17 protein-coding genes are annotated in these 16,622 nt (G+C 71.1%); 10 read left to right on the top strand and 7 right to left on the bottom strand.

The features are described from left to right. Positions 1–855, bottom strand: a complete 855-nt coding sequence (locus tag ACFY3L_RS28195) for a helix-turn-helix domain-containing protein (protein WP_389330270.1) — start codon at positions 853–855, stop codon at positions 1–3. A gap of 177 nt (positions 856–1,032) precedes the next feature. Here ACFY3L_RS28195 and ACFY3L_RS28190 point away from each other — a divergent pair, with 177 nt between their 5' ends. Then, positions 1,033–1,290, top strand: coding sequence for a hypothetical protein (locus ACFY3L_RS28190; protein ID WP_389330267.1), 258 nt, complete (start codon positions 1,033–1,035; stop codon positions 1,288–1,290). Beyond that, on the top strand, positions 1,290–1,469 hold the full coding sequence (locus tag ACFY3L_RS28185) for a hypothetical protein (protein ID WP_389330265.1): 180 nt from the start codon (positions 1,290–1,292) through the stop codon (positions 1,467–1,469). Before ACFY3L_RS28190 ends, ACFY3L_RS28185 begins: the two co-directional genes overlap by 1 nt. A gap of 24 nt (positions 1,470–1,493) precedes the next feature. Here ACFY3L_RS28185 and ACFY3L_RS28180 read toward each other — a convergent pair whose 3' ends face one another. Beyond that, on the bottom strand, positions 1,494–2,084 hold the full coding sequence (locus tag ACFY3L_RS28180) for a hypothetical protein (protein WP_389330262.1): 591 nt from the start codon (positions 2,082–2,084) through the stop codon (positions 1,494–1,496). A 351-nt stretch (positions 2,085–2,435) separates the two neighbouring features. Between ACFY3L_RS28180 and pdhA the strand changes: the two genes are divergently transcribed. From pdhA to ACFY3L_RS28150, 6 genes are all read left to right on the top strand, one after another. Then, on the top strand, positions 2,436–3,569 hold the full coding sequence (pdhA, locus tag ACFY3L_RS28175) for a pyruvate dehydrogenase (acetyl-transferring) E1 component subunit alpha (protein WP_389330259.1): 1,134 nt from the start codon (positions 2,436–2,438) through the stop codon (positions 3,567–3,569). Continuing rightward, a complete protein-coding gene (locus tag ACFY3L_RS28170; RefSeq protein WP_389331358.1) occupies positions 3,566–4,546 on the top strand; it encodes an alpha-ketoacid dehydrogenase subunit beta in 981 nt (326 codons plus the stop codon). The genes pdhA and ACFY3L_RS28170 overlap by 4 nt, the downstream gene beginning before the upstream one ends. An 11-nt stretch (positions 4,547–4,557) precedes the next feature. Continuing rightward, positions 4,558–6,009, top strand: coding sequence for a dihydrolipoamide acetyltransferase family protein (locus ACFY3L_RS28165; protein WP_389330256.1), 1,452 nt, complete (start codon positions 4,558–4,560; stop codon positions 6,007–6,009). A 205-nt stretch (positions 6,010–6,214) separates the two neighbouring features. Continuing rightward, a complete protein-coding gene (locus ACFY3L_RS28160; protein WP_389330253.1) occupies positions 6,215–6,349 on the top strand; it encodes a hypothetical protein in 135 nt (44 codons plus the stop codon). A gap of 171 nt (positions 6,350–6,520) precedes the next feature. Then, positions 6,521–8,518 (top strand): hypothetical protein, encoded by a 1,998-nt coding sequence (locus ACFY3L_RS28155; RefSeq protein ID WP_389330250.1) that lies wholly within the window; start codon positions 6,521–6,523, stop codon positions 8,516–8,518. Positions 8,519–8,580: 62 nt separating this feature from the next. After that, positions 8,581–10,419 carry an NHL domain-containing thioredoxin family protein gene (locus ACFY3L_RS28150; RefSeq protein WP_389330247.1) on the top strand — a complete coding sequence of 613 codons (1,839 nt, stop codon included), beginning with the start codon at positions 8,581–8,583 and terminating at the stop codon, positions 10,417–10,419. Positions 10,420–10,478: 59 nt separating this feature from the next. On the opposite strand, the gene ACFY3L_RS28145 is transcribed toward ACFY3L_RS28150, so the two are convergent. From ACFY3L_RS28145 to ACFY3L_RS28135, 3 genes are read right to left on the bottom strand one after another with little or no spacing between them, the layout of a single operon-like run. Further along, positions 10,479–11,213, bottom strand: a complete 735-nt coding sequence (locus ACFY3L_RS28145; RefSeq protein WP_389330244.1) for a LamB/YcsF family protein — start codon at positions 11,211–11,213, stop codon at positions 10,479–10,481. Next, positions 11,197–12,051 carry a biotin-dependent carboxyltransferase family protein gene (locus tag ACFY3L_RS28140; RefSeq protein WP_389330241.1) on the bottom strand — a complete coding sequence of 285 codons (855 nt, stop codon included), beginning with the start codon at positions 12,049–12,051 and terminating at the stop codon, positions 11,197–11,199. Before ACFY3L_RS28140 ends, ACFY3L_RS28145 begins: the two co-directional genes overlap by 17 nt. Continuing rightward, on the bottom strand, positions 12,048–12,641 hold the full coding sequence (locus tag ACFY3L_RS28135) for an allophanate hydrolase subunit 1 (RefSeq protein ID WP_389330238.1): 594 nt from the start codon (positions 12,639–12,641) through the stop codon (positions 12,048–12,050). The genes ACFY3L_RS28140 and ACFY3L_RS28135 overlap by 4 nt, the downstream gene beginning before the upstream one ends. A 122-nt stretch (positions 12,642–12,763) precedes the next feature. Here ACFY3L_RS28135 and ACFY3L_RS28130 point away from each other — a divergent pair, with 122 nt between their 5' ends. After that, on the top strand, positions 12,764–13,390 hold the full coding sequence (locus tag ACFY3L_RS28130; protein ID WP_389331355.1) for a hemolysin III family protein: 627 nt from the start codon (positions 12,764–12,766) through the stop codon (positions 13,388–13,390). A gap of 32 nt (positions 13,391–13,422) precedes the next feature. Here the strand turns inward: ACFY3L_RS28130 and ACFY3L_RS28125 are convergent, their stop codons facing one another. Continuing rightward, positions 13,423–13,728, bottom strand: coding sequence for a DUF6458 family protein (locus ACFY3L_RS28125; RefSeq protein ID WP_389330235.1), 306 nt, complete (start codon positions 13,726–13,728; stop codon positions 13,423–13,425). Between the two features lie 87 nt (positions 13,729–13,815). Here ACFY3L_RS28125 and ACFY3L_RS28120 point away from each other — a divergent pair, with 87 nt between their 5' ends. Continuing rightward, positions 13,816–14,304 carry a SixA phosphatase family protein gene (locus tag ACFY3L_RS28120; RefSeq protein ID WP_389330232.1) on the top strand — a complete coding sequence of 163 codons (489 nt, stop codon included), beginning with the start codon at positions 13,816–13,818 and terminating at the stop codon, positions 14,302–14,304. Between the two features lie 104 nt (positions 14,305–14,408). On the opposite strand, the gene ACFY3L_RS28115 is transcribed toward ACFY3L_RS28120, so the two are convergent. Beyond that, positions 14,409–16,256: an acyl-CoA dehydrogenase gene (locus ACFY3L_RS28115; RefSeq protein ID WP_389330229.1), complete on the bottom strand. Its 1,848-nt coding sequence runs from the start codon at positions 16,254–16,256 to the stop codon at positions 14,409–14,411. Positions 16,257–16,622: the final 366 nt, after the last annotated feature.

Here is a 16,622-nt window from a genome sequence, read left to right as displayed (position 1 = left end):
TCAGGCCGTCCCAGCAATCGCCGACTCGATCAACTTGACCGACTCGAATGGGCTGAGTGCGGCGGCTCGCAGACTTTCGAACACGTCGTGGTACCGCTGGACGTCTCCGGCTTCCTGGTAGATGTCGCCGGCCATGGCTTCGGCATACACGACGCTTGGTGCACCTTGGAACTTGAGGATCGCGAACGACCCAGCCATGCCGGCATAGGCTCCCCCGCTGAAGGGGAGTATCTGGACCGTCACGTTCCTCGCCCGGCTCATTTCGGCCAGGTGCTTGAGCTGCGACCGCATCACGTCGGGCCCGCCGATGAGGCGCCGGATGACGCTCTCGTCGAGGACCGCGATGAACTGCAATGGATTCTCGGCCCGGGCGAGCAGCTCCTGACGCTCACGCCGGGCGCTGACGTGCGCCTGGACGGCATCCTCCGACTCGCCGGACGGGGAGGCGGCGGCGAGCAGCGCCCGCGTGTACTCCTCCGTCTGGAGCATGCCGGGCACCACCAGCGCCTCGTAGTCCCGCATCTCGATCGCGTTGGACTCCAGGCCGATGTAGCGGGAGTAGTGGCTCGGGAGGTCGCCGAAGCGGGCGAACCAGCCCCGGGTCTTGCCTTCCTTCGCGAGCGCGATCAACGTTTCCGTGAGATCGCGGTCATCGACGTCGTAAATCTTGAGCAGTTGTTCGAGGGTGCTGCGGCGGATGCCGACCTTCCCGCCTTCCATGCGGCTGATCGTGCTGGGGGAGCAGTCGAGTTGCAGGCCGACGTCCTCGGTGGTGAGCTTCGCCTGCTCGCGCAGTCGACGGAGCTGTTTGCCCAGCTGGAAGCGGGGGAACGTGGGGCTGTGCGCGTGCGACACCACTCACCTCCATTACTCACGACGAGTGTCACCGTTACCGGGTTGTCGCGCAAGCATGTGCGTCAGTGAGCGATTGGGTTGCTCTACTCAAGTTTGACGGAACGTATTGCCCCGGGAAACCTGCACATGCATTCTGGGGCGGTCAGAGCTGGATCCTCTGTCGGAGGGAGATCCGTCGTGATCGAAGACGACGTGCTCCTGCTCGAAGGCGCACCGCGGCTCTTCGGCATTGTCGCCGATCCTTTCGATGACGACCATCCTCAGGTCGTCGCCTGGGGTCACGAGCTGCCGGATCAGGCCGTGCTCACGTGGCGCCTGGGGAATGGGAAGTCCGAGATCGCCGTCTTCCGGTCCGCGGACGACGCGCTGGCGACCGCCCAGCAGCTGTACTCGGCCCGGATCCTGTGGACCGCACCCGCCGCGCAGGGGTTCTGATGGCCGTCATCTATGACCACGCCGTCACCGACGCCCGCCGCCTCGTGGCCCGCCACCAGCCCTTGCACGTCCAGCAGGCGACACGGTGCACGGCCGGCTGCACGCACTGGCCGTGCAAGCCGTTCTCCATCGCGTGGGCGATGGTGACCCGCAACTCCAACACGCGCGCCGGCCGCTGACCCGCACACCTCATAGACGCAGCGCTAAACCTGTTCGGACGGGCAGTCCTCCAGATCTGACCGATCGGCCGACCCCGATCGAGGCCGATGACCGGCCCAGCGCTTGACCGCCTCCGGCCGACCCTTGAGCCTCGCGTCCCAGCCCGGCCACGCCTTGTCCTGGATGGGCACGCCCTTCGTCGGTGAGGGCGTCGGCACGACGGCAGGAGGCTCCTGCACCTCGGGCGCCGGCGAGGACGGCGGAGCCGGCGCCACCGTGGGCGGCTTGCTCCCCGTACCGACGACGACACCGCCGCCCGATCCACCTGACGTCCTCCCGCTGGCGCGCGGCTTCACCACGGTCGCCGGGGGCAGTGGCGCGGTCGGCTCCGCCACGTGCGTCGGCGTGCCCGCGCCGTGCAGCCCGCTGCTGGGCGTCGGGGCGAGCACGAGCGGACCGGGATGCGGCTCCGCGACGATCGGCGTCCGGACAGACGGCGCCGTGTCCAGCGTGGCGCTGCCGGCGGCGACCACGATCAGGGTCGGCACCGAGGTCAGCGCCACGAGCAGCGCGGAAATGAGCAGCGGCCGCCGGTTCGGCGACAGCATGCGGTGGGTACGGACGTCGGATTCCAAAGGAAGCGCTCCAGTGTGCGGGGGAAGGCAGAACGAAGCTCATTGGGACCAACTGCCGCACGCCGGGCGAGGATCTGCCCGGTTCGGAGGGATTTTTCGACCTTGCGACGCGGGCGAACCCGGACTCCATGGTGTCGATCCACACGCCTTCTGCGATGCTGGACACACACCGGCAACGGGGCTGTAGCGTCCGCATACCCTGCGACTGAGCCCCAGAGCCGGCTCCCGGGCGTGATCCACTCACACCCACCGCGACGCGCCGGCTCCAACAGGGTCGCCGCGTAGCAGCCACCCCCGCTGCGCGGCAGGGTTACCCCCGCTGCCGACGCGAGAGACGACAGGGAGAAACGGATGGCGAAGGGCGAAGCAAAGGCCCGGACGTCAGGAACACGGGCCGCGCCTGAACCCGCGTTCGTGCAGCTGCTCACCCCCGAAGGAGACCGGGTCCAACACCCCGACTACACGGTCGACTTCACCGACGAGGAATACCGCTCGCTCTACCACGACCTGGTCGTGGTCCGGAAGCTCGACGCCGAGGCGACCGCCCTGCAGCGCCAGGGCGAGCTGGGCATCTGGGCGAGCCTGCTGGGTCAGGAGGCGGCGCAGGTCGGCTCCGGCCGGGCGCTGCGCGCGCAGGACATGGCGTTCCCGACCTACCGCGAGCACGGCGTGCTGTACTGCCGCGGCGTCGACCCGATCGCACCGCTGACCCTGTTCCGCGGCGTCGACCAGGGTGCCTGGGACCCCAACGAGTTCAAGTTCGGCATGTACACGATCGTGATCGGCGCGCAGACGCTGCACGCGACCGGCTACGCGATGGGCGTCACCAAGGACGGCAAGGTCGGCTCCGACGACGGCGAGGCCGTCATCGCCTACTTCGGCGACGGCGCCACCAGCCAGGGCGACGTCAACGAGGCGTTCATCTGGGCGTCGGTCTTCAACGCGCCGATGGTGTTCTTCTGCCAGAACAACCAGTACGCGATCTCGGAGCCGCTCGAGCGGCAGACGCGGGTCCCGCTGTACCACCGGGCCAGCGGCTTCGGCTTCCCCGGCCTGCGCGTGGACGGCAACGACGTGCTCGCCTGCTACGCGGTCACCCGCAAGGCCCTCGACGACGCCCGCCACGGCCAGGGCCCCTCGCTGATCGAGGCCTACACGTACCGGATGGGCGCCCACACCACGTCGGACGACCCGACCAGGTATCGCATCGCCAGCGAGGTCGAGGCCTGGCAGGCGAAGGACCCGATCGCGCGCCTGCGGGCCTTCCTCGGCAAGCAGGGCATCGCCGGCGACGACTTCTTCGCCGCCATCGACGAGGAGGCCAGGGTCGCCGCCGCCGACCTGCGCGAGCGCGTCCTCAACATGCCCGACCCGGACCCGCGCACCCTGTTCGACCACGTGTATCCGCACGGATCGCCGGAGCTGGAGCAGCAGCGGGCGCAGTTCGACAAGTACCTGTCGTCGTTCGAGGGGAGTGGGCACTGATGGCCGAGACCCTGACGATCGGTAAGGCGCTCAACACCGGCCTGCGCCGGGCGATGGAGCGTGACCCCAAGGTCCTCGTGATGGGTGAGGACGTCGGCAAGCTCGGCGGCGTCTTCCGCATCACCGACGGCCTGCAGAAGGACTTCGGCGACGAGCGCGTCATCGACACCCCGCTCGCCGAGTCCGGCATCATCGGCACCGCCGTCGGCCTCGCGATCCGCGGCTACCGGCCGGTGTGCGAGATCCAGTTCGACGGGTTCGTCTACCCGGCCTACGACCAGATCGTGTCGCAGGTCGCCAAGATGCACTACCGCTCCAAGGGCAAGGTCCGGCTGCCGATCGTCATCCGGATCCCCTTCGGCGGCGGCATCGGCGCGGTCGAGCACCACTCCGAGTCGCCCGAGGCCTACTTCGCGCACACCGCGGGCCTGAAGGTCGTCTCCTGCTCCAACCCCGACGACGCGTACTGGATGATCCAGCAGTCGATCGAGTCCGACGACCCGATCATCTTCATGGAGCCCAAGCGCCGCTACTGGGAGAAGGGCCAGGTCAACGTCGACGCCGCGAGCGCACCGCTGCACGTCTCGCGGATCGCGCGCCCCGGCACCGACGCGACGCTGCTCGCCTACGGCCCGATGGTCCGCACCGCGCTGGACGCCGCGACCGCCGCCGCCGAGGACGGGCGCGACCTGGAGGTCATCGACCTGCGCACGCTGTCGCCGCTGGACATGGGCCCGGTCTACGAGTCGGTGCGGCGCACCGGCCGCGCGATCGTCGTCCACGAGGCGCCCGGCAACCTGGGGCTCGGCTCGGAGATCGCGGCCCGGATCACCGAAGAGTGCTTCTACTCCCTCGAGGCGCCGGTCCTGCGCGTCACCGGGTTCGACACGCCGTACCCGGCCGCCCGGGTCGAGGAGGAGTACCTGCCCGACCTCGACCGGGTGCTCGACGCCGTCGACCGCTCGTTCGGGTTCTAGGGGGACGCGCAGTGACACGGGTCAAAGAGTTCAACCTTCCCGATCTGGGCGAAGGCCTCACCGAGGGCGAGATCCTCAAGTGGCTCGTCCAGGTCGGCGACACGATCGAGCTCAACCAGCCGATCGTCGAGGTCGAGACCGCGAAGGCGGCGGTCGAGATCCCCGCGAAGTGGGCCGGCCAGGTCGCCAGGATCTTCCACCCGGAGGGCACGACGGTCGAGGTCGGCGCCCCGATCATCGCCATCGACACCGATCCGGGCGGTGCCGCGACGCCGGCCACGGAGGCTTCCACCGAAGCTTCCACGGGCACGCCGTCCGCGGCGGCGCTGGCGGCCGTCGACATCGCCGGTGACGCGCCGGTCGAGCCCGGCATGATCGGCGGTCCCGCACCTGGCGGGCGCACCGCCGTGCTCGTCGGCTACGGACCGAAGACCGCCGCCGCGAAGCGCCGTCCAAGAACAAATGCAAGTGCAACCGCGGCTCCTGTACGACCAGAGCCTCCCGCCACACCCGTAGCGCCAGCTCCGGTCGCCGCGGAGACGGTGGGCCGGACGCCACCGCCGCCGGCGCAGGGCAACGTGCTGGCCAAGCCTCCGGTCCGCAAGCTGGCCCGGGACCTCGGCGTCGACCTCACCGCCATCGCGGGCACGGGGCCGAACGGTTCGATCACGCGGGACGACGTGCTGTCCGCCTCGTCCGCTCCCGCCGCCGCTCCGGCTGCTTCGGCGGCGGCTCCGGCGCCCCGCGTCGGCCGTGAAGAGCGGATCCCGGTCAAGGGCGTGCGGAAGCTGACCGCCGAGAACATGGTGGCGAGCGCGTTCACCGCGCCGCACGTCACGGAGTTCCTGACGGTCGACGTGACCCGCTCGATGAAGGCCCTCGAACGGCTGAAGGCCAAGCGGGACTGGCGCGACGTGCGGGTGTCGCCGCTGCTCATGGTCGCCAAGGCGGCCCTGGTGGCGCTGAAGCGGTACCCGATGGTCAACTCGACCTGGCAGGCCCCTCCGGGAGGCCCGGCCGAGATCCTGGTCAAGCACTACGTCAACCTCGGGATCGCCGCGGCGACGGAGCGCGGGCTGATCGTGCCCAACATCAAGGACGCCGACGCGCTCACCACGCGGGAGCTGGCCGACGGGTTGAACGACCTGGTGGCCACCGCCCGCGAGGGCAAGACGTCGCCGGCGGCGATGAGCGGCGGCACGTTCACGATCACGAGCGTCGGCGTCTTCGGCGTCGACACCGGCACCCCGATCCTGCCTCCGGGCGAGTCGGCGATCCTGGTGTTCGGCGCGATCCGCGACACCCCGTGGGTCCACAAGGGCAAGATCAAGATCCGGCAGGTGACGACGCTCGGCCTGTCCTTCGACCACCGGATCATCGACGGCGAGCTGGGCTCCAAGTTCCTGCGCGACGTCGGCGCGTTCCTCGAGGACCCCGAGGGATCGCTGCTGGCCTGGAGCTGAGCAGTCCAATCCACGGCAGGTGGCCCGGCGCTGACGCGCCGGGCCACTGTCATATGGCTGACGAACTGGGCGTTTGCACAGCCAGCGGCCCTACGAATCGTCGGTGCGTGCGCCGCGTCACTTGCTATTCGCTGGCTAAGGATCTTCCGCTGGGCGTGTAATGGATGCGAAGCAAGCCTCGTCCTTACATCCCAAGGAGCCAGCCGTGAGCACCTTCATGGAGCGTTACCGCGCCCGCCGCAACGCCGCCCGCCGCCTCGAAGCGATCGAGCGCGCCATCGCCAAGAACCCGTCCGCCGCGCTGCGCGACGAACTCCACGCCATGCTCAGCCGAAGTTGAGCCTGCGCACCAACCCCGCACTTGCCGCCCTGGTCCGACCCTCCCCGGACCGGGGCGGCGTCGTCTTGTTCACCTATTCTGGGAGCGCTTGCCGACGAACCTGAGCCTCCGCACTGCCATGTGTGGTTCAGGTCGACTACGGTCGCAAGGGTCTGACCCACAGGAGGCACGATGACGTCCGACCAGCCCCACCCGTCCGAAGCGGACGAGAGTGCGGCAAGCGCGCCGAGCTCACCCCCGCCCGGCACGCCACCGGCCGGCACCGTGCGAGCCACCGCGTCGGTCCCGATGCCGACCAGGCCTCCAGTCCAGCCGTCGTCCCCGGCGGCGCCGCCGACCCCCGCGACGTACGGCTCACCGGTCGCCTCCGCAGAGTCCGCCCCTGCCGCCTCGCCAGCCTCGCCGGCCGCTCCGCCTTTCGCGCCGGCCGCCGCGCCTCCCGCCGTCCCCGCCGCGACCGGCCAGGACGCGGTCGAGGGCGCCGAGCAGCAGCCGAGGCCCGGCCCGTTCCCGCCGGCCGGGCCGTTCGCGCCGCCGGCCCCTCCGCTTCCGGCCCGCGTGCCGCCGAACGTGCCTCCCGGCCCCGCGGGCAGCTTCCCCGGCTTCACTCCGGCGGCACAGGCCGGCGAGGCCTCGTCCGCCGCGCAGCAGAACGACCCGGCCGCGGCCCAGGACCCGGCCCAGGTGCCGGCGGGCCCGAGCGGCCCTCCTGCCGGCTACACCCAGGTGTCGGTGCCCGGCGCCGCACCGGCCGCTCCTCTTTCCGGTGCCGCGCAGGTGCCCGGATCCGGCGCGCCTTCGACCGGATCCGCCCAGGTGCCGGTGTCCGGCGTGCCCTCGTCGGGGTCGGCGCAGGTGCCCGTGTCCGGTGGTTCGCCGGCCGGTTCCGCCCAGGTGCCGTTGTCCGGCGTCCCGTCGTCCGGGTCGGCGCAGGTGCCCGGCATCCAGCACGGCAACGCCCCCGTCTCGGCGGCCCCCGTCTCGGGGAGCGCCCGGACGTATGGCACCGCCCAGGTCTCCGGCAGCGCCCAGGTCCCCGGCGCCATGCCGCCGCCGCCCGTGGTCCCGCCGACCTCCGCACCCCCGGCGACGTACGGCACCCCGGCCTCGGCACCCCCCACCGCCGCGCCGCAGGCCACGTACGGCACGCCTTCCTCCACGCCGCCGGCCACCTATGGCGCGCCCGCCTCGGCACCGCCGGCCACGTTCGGCGCACCCACGTCCGCACCGCCGGCCACGTACGGCGCACCCACTTCCGCACCGCCGGCTCCGCCGGCCGCGTACGGCGCACCATCCTCCGCAGCGCCCGCCGCGTACGGTGCGCCCACGTCCGCACCGCCGGCCGCGTACGGCGCACCCACCTCCGCACCGCCCGCGACGTATGGCACGCCGGCATCGGCGGCGACCGGTGCCGCCGCGGGCATGACGGCACCAGCGGGCGCTGAAGCGGGACAGCCCGCCGGTGCGGTGCCGGCTCCCCCGAACCTGGGGAAGATCCCGCCGCCGGCACCGTTCGCCGCACGGGCACAGGTGTCCGTCCCGCCCGCGAACGTGTCCCCGACCAGCGCGCCGCCGGCCAGCCTGCCGCCCACGAGCGCACCTCCGGCGTTGTACCAGGCGTCGGCGCCGCCGGCCAGCCTGCCGCCCACGAGCGCACCGCCGGCGTCCGGGCCACCCGCGACCGGCGTCTACCAGGCCGCGCCGCCGCCCGCCACGGGGGTGTACCAGGCGTCGGTGCCGAGCGCCGCACCGGCCGGCCCGCACTACAGCGACCTCGTCAACCTGCCCGGCGATCAACCCCCCGCTGGTGCTGAACCGGTCGGCGGGGCGCCAGTCGTACCGACGCCGCAAAACGACAAGAAGAGCAAGCGCGGCCTGATCATGGGGCTCGTCGTGGTGGTCGTGGTCTTCCTGCTCGCGGTGGCCGGCACGGGCATCGTGGTGGCGCTGAACAACGCCGACAGCACCAGCTTCGCCGTCAACTCGTGCGTCAAGCAGGACGGCAACTCGGCGAAGAAGGCGAGCTGCTCGGACAAGGAAGCATTCACGATCGTGCAGAAGGTGGAGAAGCCGGAGAGCTGCTCAGACTCGAGCCAGCCGTACATCGTGCTGCAGCACAAGGGGCAGAAGGACGAGGTCCTCTGCCTCCGTCCGGCCTCGGCCAAGTGACGTCGATGCCCGGGTCCGGCGGCGCATGGGAGCGCCCGGCGGCACTCGGGCAGACTTGAGGCATGACCGACCCGGCACAGTCGCCACTGCTCAAGGCCCGCGTCCGCGCTCCCGAACTCCGGGGGCGCGGATGGCTCAACACCGACGGACTCACCCTGTCCGATCTGCGGGGAAAGATCGTAGTTCTCGACTTCTGGACCTTCTGCTGCATCAACTGCCTGCACGTGCTCGACGAGCTGCGGCCGCTTGAGGAGCGGTTCGCGGACGTGCTGGTCACCATCGGGGTGCACTCGCCGAAGTTCGAGCACGAGAAGGACGCCGCGGCGCTCGCGGCCGCCGTGGAGCGGTACGGGGTCGACCATCCGGTGCTGGACGACCCCGAGATGGAGATGTGGCAGCAGTACGCGGCGAAGGCCTGGCCGACGCTGACCGTCATCGACCCCGAGGGCTATGTCGTGGCCACGATGGCCGGCGAGGGGCACGCCGAAGGGCTGGCGCGGCTGGTCGAGGAGCTCGTCCGCGTGCACGAGGCGCGGGGCACGCTGCGGCGCGGCTCCGCTCCGCAGGTCGCCGCCAGGACCGAGGAGACGGTGCTGCGGTTCCCGGGCAAGGCGCTGGCCTTGGCCGACGGGCACTTCCTGGTCGCCGACTCGACGCACCAGTCGCTGGTCGAGCTCGACGCCGACAACGAGACCCTGCTCCGCCGGATCGGCACCGGGCAGCGCGGCCGCAAGGACGGCACGGATCCCGAGTTCTCCGAGCCGGGCGGGCTGTGCCTGCTGCCCCCGCACGTGGCCGAGATCGCCGGGTATGACGTCGTCGTCGCCGACACGGTCAACCATCTGCTGCGCGGCCTGAAGCTCTCGACCGGCGAGGTGACCACGGTCGCCGGCAGCGGCCGGCAGTGGCGCGGCACCGTCGACTTCGACGCGCACGACTCCCTGGCGGTCGACCTGTCCTCGCCGTGGGACGTGGCGTGGTTCGACGACCAGGTCGTGGTCGCGATGGCCGGCATCCATCAGCTGTGGTGGTTCAACCCTGTGCGGCGCACCGCCGGCATGTACGCGGGGACGACCGTCGAGGCGCTCCGCGACGGCCCGCTGCAGGAGGTGTGGATGGCGCAGCCGTCCGGCCTGTCGTCGTCGCCCGACGGCACGACGCTGTGGATCGCCGACAGCGAGTCCAGCGCGATCCGCTCGATCTCCGGCGGCCGGATGTCGACCGTGGCCGGGCAGGGCCTGTTCGACTTCGGGCACGTCGACGGCCCCGCCGGGCAGGCGCTGCTGCAGCACCCGCTCGGCCTGCTGGCCCTGGCCGACGGCAGCGTGCTCGTCGCCGACACGTACAACGGCGCCATCCGCAGGATCGCCGACGGCGTGGTGACCACCGTCGTCGACGGCCTCCGCGAGCCGAGCGACCTGGTGCTCAGCTCGACCGGCGACGTCGTGGTCGTCGAGTCGGGCGCGCACCGGCTGGTCCGGCTCGCCCCCGGCACCCTGGCGGCGGCGGGCATCGACGTCGCCGGCGTCAGGCACCGCACTGAACGCCCCTCGACGATGCTCTCCCCCGGCGAGGTCCAGCTCGACCTGATCTTCGAGCCGGCGCCGGGCCAGAAGCTGGACGAGTCGTTCGGCCCGTCGACCCGCCTGGAGGTGTCCGCGTCGCCGCCCGAGCTGCTGCTGGAGGGCGCCGGCGTGACCCAGGACCTGCGCCGCCGCCTGGTCCTCTCCCCCGACGTCGCCGAGGGCGTGCTGCAGGTGGTGGCCCAGGCCGCGACGTGCGACATCGACGCGGAGTTCCCCGCCTGCCACCTGACCCGCCAGGACTGGGGCGTCCCGGTCCGCGTGACCAGGGACGGCGCCCAACGGCTTCCCTTGGTCCTCCGCGGCCTCGACGCCTGACACCGCGGTTCGTGATCCGGAAGACTTTTTGCTGCTGGAGCGACAAAAACTCTTCCGGATCAGGGAAGGGCGAAGGGGGTCAGCGGGAGGCCTGCGGCGAGGAGGGCGGCGCGGACGGCGGTCGCCATGGTCACGGCGCCCGGGGTGTCGCCGTGCACGCACAGGGACTCGAACTGCAGGTGGAGCACGGTGCCGTCGACGGCGACGACCTCGCCGGTGCGGGCCATGCGGACGGCGCGGTCGGTGACGGCAGGGATGTCGGTCAGGACCGCGCCATCGGCGCCGCGGGGCACCAGGCGGCCGTCCGGGAGGTACCCGCGGTCCACGAAACCCTCGGCGACCACCCGCAGGCCTGCCTCGGCGGCGAGGCCGGCCAGGACCGAGCCGGGCTGGCACAGCACGGGAAGGCCGAAGGTGGAAGCGGCGACGACGACGGCCGATGCGTGGGCGGCGTCGACGGCGGCGGTGTTGTAGAGGGCGCCGTGCGGCTTGACGTAGGCGACCGGGCCGAACGCCGACAGCGCGCCGATCTGGTAGCGCAGCTCGTCGGTCAGCGTGGTGGTGTCGACGTCGATGCGGCGGCGGCCGAAGCCGGCCAGGTCGCGGTAGCTGACCTGGGCGCCGATCCGGACGCCGCGGGAAGTGGCACTGGCGCAGACCCGGCGCATCGTGGAGGGGTCGCCGGCGTGGAAGCCGCAGGCGACGTTGGCGCTGGTGACGATGTCCAGGAGCGCGTCGTCGTCGCCGAGGGTCCAGATGCCGAAGCCTTCGCCGAGGTCACTGTTGAGGTCCACGGAACCGAACGGTATCGCCCGGGCGCGCCTGGGCGAGCAGCGGCAGATCCGCGGGGTCGACGACGGCGACGACCGGGTAGCCGCCGGTGGTGGGGTGGTCGGCGAGGAAGACGAGCGGCCGGCCGGACGCCGGGACCTGCACGGCGCCGAGGACGATGCCTTCGCTGGGAAGTTCGTGCTGGTGGGCGCGGGTGAGTGCGGGGCCGTCGAGCCGCGCGCCGATCCTGTTGCTGTCGTTGCTCACGGTGTACGACCCGGCGAGCAGGTCTGCGGCGGCGGTGAAGTAGTCGTGGCGAGGGCCCCAGGTCAGGCCGAGCGTGATGGGGCCGCTCAGAGCGGGGCGGGGCGCCACGTCCACGGTGGACGGGTCGCCGGTCGGGGGGCCGACCTCCAGGACGGTGGAGACGCCGACGACCGGCGGGCCGAGCGCGGCGAGGGTGTCGGTGGCGCGGCTGCCGAGCACCGGCGGCGCGGCGAAGCCTCCGCCGACGGCGAGGTATCCGCGCAGCCCGGCCACGGCGCGGCCGATCTCGACGCGGTCGCCGGCGCGGAAGTGGACGGGGGCGTTGATCGGCGCGGGCCGCCCTCCGACGCGCAGCGGTGCCGCCGCCCCGGTCAGGGCGAGGGTGCCGGCGAAGGACAGGGTCGCGGCGAACGGCCCGAGCGTGATCTCCAGGGCGGCACACGAGTCGTCGTTGCCGACGAGGCGGTTGGCGAGCCGCAGGGCCGGCTGGTCGAGGGCGCCGGAGCGGGGAACGCCGAGGTGCGCGAACCCGGGCCGCCCGCGGTCCTGCAGGGTGGTCAGCGGGCCCGCCGTCGCGACGGTGAGCGTCCTCATGCCCGCACCAGCTGGACGGTGCGGCCGGGGGTCAGCAGGGCGGGCGGATCACGGTCGATGTCGAACAAAACGGTGCCGGTGTGGCCGACGATCTGCCAGCCGCCCGGGGACGCGGTCGGGTAGATGCCGGCGAACTCCGCGGCGAGCGCGACCGACCCGGCCGGGACGCGGGGGCGCGGGCTCTCCCGCCGGGGGACGGTCCACGGCAGGCCGCTGAGGTACGCGAACCCGGGCGCGAAGCCGCCGAAGGCGACCGTGAGGGTGGTTTCGGTGAGCGTGCGAACGAGCGCCTCGACGGACGAACCGGTCATGTCCGCGACCGCCGCGAGGTCGGGCCCGTCGAACACGACCGGAATCGCCAGATTGTCCTGATAAAAGCGGACAAATGGCGGCGCTGGCCGTGAACGCAGCGAAGCGGCCAGCGACTCTGGCGCAGGGACCCCGTCGAGCAGGACGGTTCGCACACCGGGGACGATATCGGTGACCGCGAGGCGTCCGGCGGCCCGCTCGGCGTCCAGCGCGGTGAACCATGCCAGCGGATCGTCGACCTCGATCAGCAGGGCAGAGTTCCCGACGAGGCGGATCTCCATGACCGCCACCCTAGTTGGTGTCCGCCTCGATACTTGCCAGTAACCTACGGTACCGTAACCTGGAGGGCGTGACAGTGAAGACCGAGACCCGCCTGCGCCCGGTCGACCTCGGCAAGCCCAGGATGCGCGGCTGGCTGCACACCTACGCGTTCGGCGCCGCGATCATCTGCGGCATCGTGCTGTGCTCACTGGCCGCGGCCCGCCCGGGCTGGTCACCGTTCGTGAGCTGCCTCGTGTACAGCCTGACGGTGTGTGCCCTGTTCGGGACCAGCGCGCTCTATCACCGCCGGGTCTGGTCGCCCGCGAGGTACAAGCTGATGCGCCGCCTCGACCACTCCATGATCTTCGTGTTCATCGCCGGCACGTACACGCCGTTCAGCGTCCTGCTGCTGTCGGGGCATACCGGCGACGTCATCCTCACCGTGGTCTGGGGCGGTGCGCTGCTCGGCGTCGGCATGAAGCTGATCTGGCCCAACGCGCCCCGCTGGGTGGGCGCGCCGCTGTACGTCGCGCTCGGCTGGGTCGCCGTGGTGGTCCTGCCGGACATCCTGCACACGGGCGGCGTGACCGCGCTCGTGCTGACGATCGTCGGCGGCGCGTTCTACACGGTCGGCGCGGTCTTCTACGCCCTGCGCCGGCCCAACCCGTGGCCGACCGTCTTCGGGCACCACGAGTTCTTCCACGCCTGCACGCTCGTCGCCGCGATCCTGCACCACATCGCCATCTACTTCGCGCTGTACGCGAGGTAGACGGCGACGCGTGCGGTTCGTTCCGCGGATTCTTAGTAGGTCCGGTCCTCGTACGTACGGCGGCGCTCGACGACCTCGTTCACGGCCGGCCGGCGCCGCTCGACGATCTCGTCCGCGGTCGGCGGGATCGCGGTGCCACCGGCCGTCGGGACCTGGCGCACCACCGTGCGGCGGCGGCTGTTCCAGAAGTACAGCGTCAGGAGCAGACCGACCAGGCCTGCGAGCTGGAAGATCCAGCCGATCGTGTCGAGGTTGAACGGCCCGAGGTCGGTGTCGTCCAAGCCGAACGTCATGATCGCTCCGATAACGATCAGAAGAATGCTGCCACCGATACCCATCGAGGCCTCCAGGACGTTTGGTCGATAACCATCTGTACCGCTGGGTTACCCACCTACGTCGCCGCTCAATCGGGCACGCTGTAGGGCATGGCTGACGGCATCACTGGGCGCACCCTGATCCTGCTCCGGCACGCGAAGTCCGTCGACCCGGACCCGTACCCAACCGACCTCGAACGCCCGTTGAGTCCCCGCGGCCGCCGGGACGCCGCCGCGGCCGGCGACTGGCTGCGCGCGCAGGGCCTGCTGCCCGACCTGGTGGTGTGCTCGACCGCGGTCCGGACCCGCGAGACGCTGGACGGCCTGCGACTCGACACGACGCCCGTGGTGTTCGAGCACCGGGTGTACCTCGGCCCGGCCCACGACACGCTGGACCTGCTGCAGAACGCGCCGGACGTGGCGACGCTGCTGCTGATCGGCCACAACCCGACCCTGTCGATGCTGTCGGACCTGCTCGACCCGGACGCGCTCCCCGACGAGGGCCTGGCCACCAGCGGGATCGCGGTCCACACGGTGACGGGCCCGTGGCGCGGCCTGGAGACCGCGACGCTGCGGGCGCACCACACAGCCCGCGGCTGAGCGAACAGAACGACGCTGCGGCGCACCACACGGCCCGCGGCTGAGCGAAACAGAAAAGCGGGAGGGCGCCATTGCCCTCCCGCCAGCTTCTGTGGAACAGAGCCCTAGAACGCGTCCTCGGAGACGTCCATCGCGTCCAGCGTGGTGGCCTCGATGACGCGGCGGTCGGACCCGGTCCGCGGGAGCACTTCGCGGGCGAAGAACTTGGCCGCGGCGATCTTGCCTTCGTAGAAGGCCTTCTCCGTGGTCTCACCGGCCAGGGCCTTGAGCGCGACGTCCGCCTGCCGCTGCAGGAGCCAGCCGACGATGACGTCGCCGAGGGCGAGCAGGAAGCGGCGGCTGTTGAGGCCGACCTTGTAGAGCGCCCGGGGGTCGCCGGCCTGGGCCTCGCCGAGCCAGCCGGTGAAGATGCCGAGCATGTTCTGGACCTCGCCGAGCGCCTTGCCCAGCGCGACCCGCTCGACCTTCAGCTGGCCGTTGCCGCCCTCGGCCTCCAGGAACTGCTGGATCTCGGCGGCGACGGTCAGCAGCGCCTTGCCCTGGTCCTTCACGATCTTGCGGAAGACGAGGTCGAGGCTCTGGATCGCGGTCGTGCCCTCGTAGAGGGTGTCGATCTTCGAGTCGCGGATGTACTGCTCGAGCGGGTAGTCCTGCAGGAAGCCGGAGCCACCGAAGGTCTGCAGCGACTCGTGGCCGAGCAGCTCGTACGCCCGCTCGGAGCCGACACCCTTGACCAGGGGCAGCAGCAGGTCGTTGACCCGCTTGGCGATCTTCGCGGCGGCCTCGTCGCCCGAGGCCTCGGCGAGCGCGACCTTGTCCTGCCAGGAGGCGGTGTAGAGGACGAGGGCGCGGAGGCCTTCGGCGTAGGACTTCTGCAGCAGCAGGGAGCGGCGCACGTCGGGGTGGTGCATGATCGTGACGCGCGGCGCGTTCTTGTCGCCGCTGGCGAGGTCGGCGCCCTGGACGCGGCTCTTGGCGTAGTCGAGCGCGTTGAGGTAGCCGGTCGAGAGGGTGGCGATGGCCTTCGTGCCGACCATCATCCGCGCGTACTCGATGATGAGGAACATCTGGCGGATGCCCTCGTGCACGTCGCCGAGCAGCCAGCCCTTGGCCGGGACGCCGTGGCCGCCGAAGGTGACCTCGCAGGTCGTGGAGACCTTGAGGCCCATCTTGTGCTCGACGTTGGTCACGAAGACGCCGTTGCGGTCCTTGAGCTCACCGGTGTCGCCGTCGAAGTGGAACTTCGGCACGACGAAGAGCGAGAGACCCTTCGTGCCGGGGCCGCCGGCGCCGGGCGTGTCGACCGGGCGCGCCAGGACGTAGTGGACGATGTTCTCGGCGAGGTCGTGCTCACCGCTGGTGATGAAGCGCTTGACGCCCTCGATGTGCCACGAGCCGTCCGCCTGCGGGATCGCCTTGGTGCGACCCGCGCCCACGTCCGAGCCGGCGTCGGGCTCGGTCAGCACCATGGTGGAGCCCCACTGGCGGTCGACGAAGAGCTTCGCCCACTTCTTCTGCTCCTCGGTGCCCTCGATCCGCAGTGTGTTGGCGAAGGAGGGGCCGGACGCGTACATCCAGATGGGCGCGTTGGAGCCGAGCACCATCTCGGCGAGGGACCACCACAGGGCCCGCGGCGCGGAGGTGCCGTCGAGCTCGGCGGGGAGGTCGAGGCGCCAGAACTCGGCGGCCATGAAGGCCTCGTACGACTTGCGGAACGACTCGGGCATCTTCACCGAGTAGGTCGCCGGGTCGTAGACGGGCGGGTTGCGGTCGGCGTCGGCGTAGCTCGCGGCGAGGTCCTCGCGGGCGAGGCGGTCGACCTCGGCGAGGATGCTGCGGGCGGTGTCGACGTCGATGTCTCCGTAGGGACCCTGGCCAAGGACCTTGTCGACGCCGAAGACCTCGAAGAGGTTGAACTCGAGGTCCCGCAGGTTGCTCTTGTAATGGCTCATCGCGGAGTGGCCCCCGTCTCTGGGTCGCTTTGGTAGATCGAGCATGGACGACCGAGGTTACCAGTCGGTAACAGGAATCTTATTACTTGCCAGTAACCTCGGGCAACCCACCCGGGCGGGTGACGACTGTCACAACATGTGCCACCTAATTCGGCAGGCCAGGGTGACCCGTGAGTAGCGGACGGTGGCAGATGAGTAGCACAAGGGGAGGAGATGTGCACGACACGCCGTCACCTGCGGGTGACGAGATCGTTGAGCGGTTACTCGCAGTCAAGAGGAGGGCCCCGCGATGATCGTCCGGATGATGGGCTCGCTGTTCGCTCCCAAATACCCGCGCTTCTACACGGGCCGGCACCGCGCCCCGAT

This window comes from Dactylosporangium sp. NPDC000521 (assembly GCF_042898305.1).
In the GTDB taxonomy this organism is placed as follows: domain Bacteria; phylum Actinomycetota; class Actinomycetes; order Mycobacteriales; family Micromonosporaceae; genus Dactylosporangium.
The sequence above is the reverse complement of the archived record's forward strand: the minus strand, read 5'-3'. Positions and strand labels throughout refer to the sequence as shown.